Genomic DNA, 4,721 nt, shown 5'->3' on the forward strand with positions numbered 1-4,721 from the left:
GCCAATGAGATTGTTTTACTGGCTTATTACATAGCAGCCATTAACATTGAATCGACTTATCATAGTTTGAAGAAAGGTGAGTATATTCCTTTCAAGCATATTGGCTTAACCGATACGTTTCGGATGGTTGAAAAGCAAGATCTGATGAAAGGTTTACTAGAGGAAAACAGTGCATATTTAGAACTTCAAAAAAAGCTCAATATTGAAGTTATCTTTGGTAACCCTCCTTATTCTTCTGGTCAAAGAAGTGAGAATGATAATAATGCAAATGTAGAATATGAAATACTTGATAGAAGTATCCAAAATACGTATGCACTTAAATCTCAAGCAACATTAAAAAGAAATCTCTATGATAGCTATATTCGAGCGATTAGGTGGGCAAGTAATCGCTTAAGTTCTCAAGGTGGTATTGTAGCTTATATTTCTGGAAATGGATGGATAGATAAAGCATTTGCTGATGGCATGCGAAAATGCTTACGAAATGAATATTCTTCTATTTATATTATTAATCTTCGTGGTGATATTCGAAAAAATATAAAATCAAAAGAATTATCAAAGGAAGGAGGCAATGTTTTTGGTTCTGGAAGCCAAAATGGAATAGCTGTAACGATTTTTGTGCGCAATCCAAATAAAAAACAACCGTGTGAAATTTACTATCACGACATTGGTGATAATCTTTCTACCAAAAAAAAACTTGAGATGCTTCAATACTTTGATAGTGTTGGTGGCATCACAAATAAATCGGGTTGGAAAATAATTACACCGGATGAACATGGTGACTGGATTCATCAACGTGATAACAATTTCAAAATATTTTTAGCCATAGGTGATAAAAAGGGATGTAATTTCAGACTATTTGAAACGTTTTCTCTTGGGGTTGTAACCAATCGTGATGCTTGGACGTATAACTCAAGCCATGAAACTTTAAAGAAAAACATGAGTAATATGATTGCCTTCTATAACAGTGAAGTGGAACGTTTTAATGATATCTATCCGCATGCTAGTCGCAAGATACGTACAAAGGCTGTAAATAATTTCGTTGATACAGATGAGAGGAAGATAAGTTGGAGCTATAATGTTAAACAAGAGTTAGTAAGAGGAAAAATCTTTGAATTTGAAGATAGATGCATCACGCAAAGTCTTTATCGTCCTTTTACGAAACAATGGCTATACTGCAACCGTACTTTTAATGAGAGAGTCTATCAAATGCCGCGGATATTTCCGATAGGAGAAACGGTTGAAAATAAGGTGATACAAGTTACAGGTACGGGAACTCAATCGGGTTTTTCTGTACTTATGTCTAAAAATTTACCTAATCTTGATGTAGTGGATAAAGGTCAATGCTTTCCACGTTATATTTACGAAGACGCTCCAGTTTCAAAAAGTAAAAGTGAGAAACAATCCCATTTATTTACAAACTCTACAGAAGAAAGCACAATAGCTGGTTTACAGAAGCGTGATGCCATTACTTATGAGGGATTAGCACATTTTAAAGCCGCTTATCCTAATGAAACCATAACAAAAGATGATCTATTCTATTATGTTTACGGTTTGCTTCATTCGGAAGATTATCGCTCTCGTTATGCTGATAATTTATGCAAAGAATTACCTCGTATCCCTTGTGTAAAGAGTGCTGATGATTTTTGGAAATTTGTAACAGCAGGGCGTGAACTGGGTCATTTGCACATGAATTACGAAAGCATAGAACCTTATCCAGTCACATTTAAAAAAGGCAATCCAAAATTAACTGACATCTCTAATCCAGAAAAGTTTTATTATGTAACTGAAATGAAATTCGCAAAAGCAGGTAAAGAGAAAGATAAAACCACTGTTATTTATAATAACAATATCACAATAACAGATATACCTCTTGACGCTTATGCGTATATCGTCAATGGCAAACCCGCTCTTGAATGGGTTATGGGACGTCAATGCGTTAAGACTGATAAAAAGAGTGGTATTGTGAATGATGCCAATCGCTATGCTGTTGAAACCGTTGGCAACCCTGCCTACCCTCTAGAGTTATTTCAGAGGGTTATTACCATAAGTTTAGAGACAATGAAAATCGTTAAGAACCTACCAAAACTAGAGATTAGAGAAACTGAATAACTTATAAAGCATGCTCACATAATGGGCATGCCAATCTTATTAAATCCGCTTATGTATTAGTTTAAATAACAGTCTATTTTATCATCTGTTATGAGATAAACTAAGATAGGAAATAATTACGTTATCAAGATCTCTTTAATGGACTTTTGTAAATTCTTTAAACGTATCATCTTGTGAGTTGATTACCTATAATCTTAAAAGGAATAATTTATCATGCGTTATTCTAAAAAGAAACCATTTGCACTTTTAGATACTCTTATTTGGATTGCTTTAAGACTTTTAAGAAATCCACTCTTAAATAGAATTAGATTTTTTTACATTGCCTTTAAAAGATTATACCGTAATCTAAAATGATAGCTTTATTGTTTTCAAAAGCTTTGTTTAAAGAGGATTATGTATATTCATTTTCTTATATTACTTATAGGTTTTGTCTGTTTTTAAAACCCCCAAAACACCTACAAAACCCTCTTAAATATATATTAAAGATTGTATTTATGTTTTGTGTTTAATATAGGTTGTTTATTTGAAAGATTAACTTATTGAAATATAATGACTTTTATTTTTTATTGAAAAATATGTAAAGGGGGGAGCGTAAAAAGCACCTCCAAAACCCCCTAAACCTCCAAAACTCATAACCATAATGGTCTTGATAGCATCTATTATGATTATAATCCCTTTCTTTTGAAAGGCTTAAAGGATCATATGCTTTTCATAAAGCACATTTTAATCATTCACTAAAATCATAAGATTCGTCTGTTAAATAAACTGACATAACCGATAAAATAGACAAAAGCCCATAAAAAGTAATTTTAATAATCTATGAAATAATAGGCTGTTTCATTAAAATCTTGCACCAAAACCATGATCAGAGCCACACTACTGTTGAGTTTCTCAACTAGTGATCAAGGCTTTGGAGCGCGTCTTATTTTCTAAATTTCTGAAATCTTTTCGATATTTTTTAGGTGCTATTTCTTGTCTTTTTTTCCGATAAAATTGACTATTTTCTCTTTCCACGAGCGGGGTTGCTCCTTGCTGGTAACCTCTTGTGGATCATCAAGCTTTTCTGCCACCTGTTTAATCAAAGCGTAACTCACTTGCTTCACCTTTGCTACTTCTTTGGCTAAAGCTAATGCACGTTCAAGGTGGGTTTTGTTGATGCTCTCGTCAAAACCTAGGTGATCACCTGCCGTAAAGCTTTGCTGATAAGATTGTAAGGTTTCAGCATCACCCAACAAAGCAAGAGCGCCAAGATGAAGTAAAGCATAATGTGCATCGTTTGCTTCAGACGTGGTGCTTTTTTCCCAAGGAGCAGCGCCATAATCAGAGCGAAGTCTTTCAGAAAGGTCAATGTCTGTTACCGCCCATTTTAGCGCGTCATCAAGTGCTTGCTTTAAGCGATCCGCAGTAACTTCTGGTTCAAAGATTTCTAACCCCTTTGCTTCAAAATTAAGCTGTATATCTGGAATATCTTCCGTGTGGGTAGGATCAATGAATTTACAAGCGGTGGAAAGAATGCCCGTGCTAATCAAAAAGGCGCTATCAAATTGTGGGTAATCTTTGGCAATTTCGTCGTTATAAAGAATGTCTACTTCACGATCAGCCAATTGATAGCTTGCCATATGGTCATTCTCATTGATTTTCTCAGTTGACCAGCCTAGGCTTTTTAAAAGTGCATGAGCACTTTCCATGGTGAGACGATCATCAGTGTCATCCGCTTCATCCACTTCCTCTGCCGCTTCAACAGCAGTTGTTTTAGAAGCAACAGATGCTGTTTGCGGATCCAAGCTCAAAATCGGAGCGTTTTTAGGAAAACCAGTCCGATAACGGCGTGCAAGAGCAAGGACGTTATCAATAATATGTGCTATGTTTTCCCTTATCAAAGCTGAAAAGTTTTTATCCTTCAAACTTTCCTTATAAAATTTGAGTTTTTCAACATCCCCAATAAGAATAAGTGCAATAAGGTGCAACTTCGCAAAATCATATTCACTGTCTGGGGACAAAGCCGCATAATCATAGATGATTTGATTCACATTTTGTCGATCAGCCCAGCACAAAATATCCGCACAGATCTGCTTCAGTTTACCTTCATCCAATTCAGTACTAGAAACTGCATAAACTTCTTCTGATTCTTTAAGAACGGTATATTGGGGAGTATTGATGAAAATAGATCGATAAGCTGTAGAAAAACCAAGTGTTGAAAGAGAAACCTTGAAGGTAACAAATGGTGTCTCTCCGTTTTTATCAAGGTTGTACACTATATTAATGATACGATCTTTCTTTATAAAATAAGCATTGCAATTGTAATTTTTATCACGATAGACTGTCCAGTCCATCCTTTTTAAGTCTTCAGAAACTGTATTAAGAAAAGACAAATCTTGTAAACTAAGACGATCATCTATAGCTTTTCGCTCATTAAGGATTTTCAGATATTCTTCAGCAAATTGAACGGCCTGGTTAATATATCTCTCTACTTCACGGTCATCCAAAATTTCAGAAATCGTACCTGCTTCTAAAAAATTTTGATAAGATTTCAGAACATCAATTTGACCTGTCAATGCTAAACAAGCCAAATGCCAGACTATACGTATATTGTAGCTATACTTTTGAACACG

Annotated in this window: 2 protein-coding genes; one reads left to right on the plus strand and one right to left on the minus strand. The window is 34.8% G+C overall.

The window, feature by feature from the left end; all coding sequences use genetic code 11:
• On the plus strand, window positions 1-2,109 hold a 2,109-nt coding region (locus ACFIK3_RS08935; protein WP_375676577.1), incomplete at its 5' end, for a type ISP restriction/modification enzyme.
• A gap of 965 nt (window positions 2,110-3,074) precedes the next feature.
• Here the strand turns inward: ACFIK3_RS08935 and ACFIK3_RS08940 are convergent.
• On the minus strand, window positions 3,075-4,721 hold a 1,647-nt coding region (locus ACFIK3_RS08940; protein WP_375676578.1), incomplete at its 5' end, for a DUF6990 domain-containing protein.

The sequence above is a fragment of the Bartonella sp. CB10SXKL genome (assembly GCF_042195515.1).
In the GTDB taxonomy this organism is placed as follows: domain Bacteria; phylum Pseudomonadota; class Alphaproteobacteria; order Rhizobiales; family Rhizobiaceae; genus Bartonella.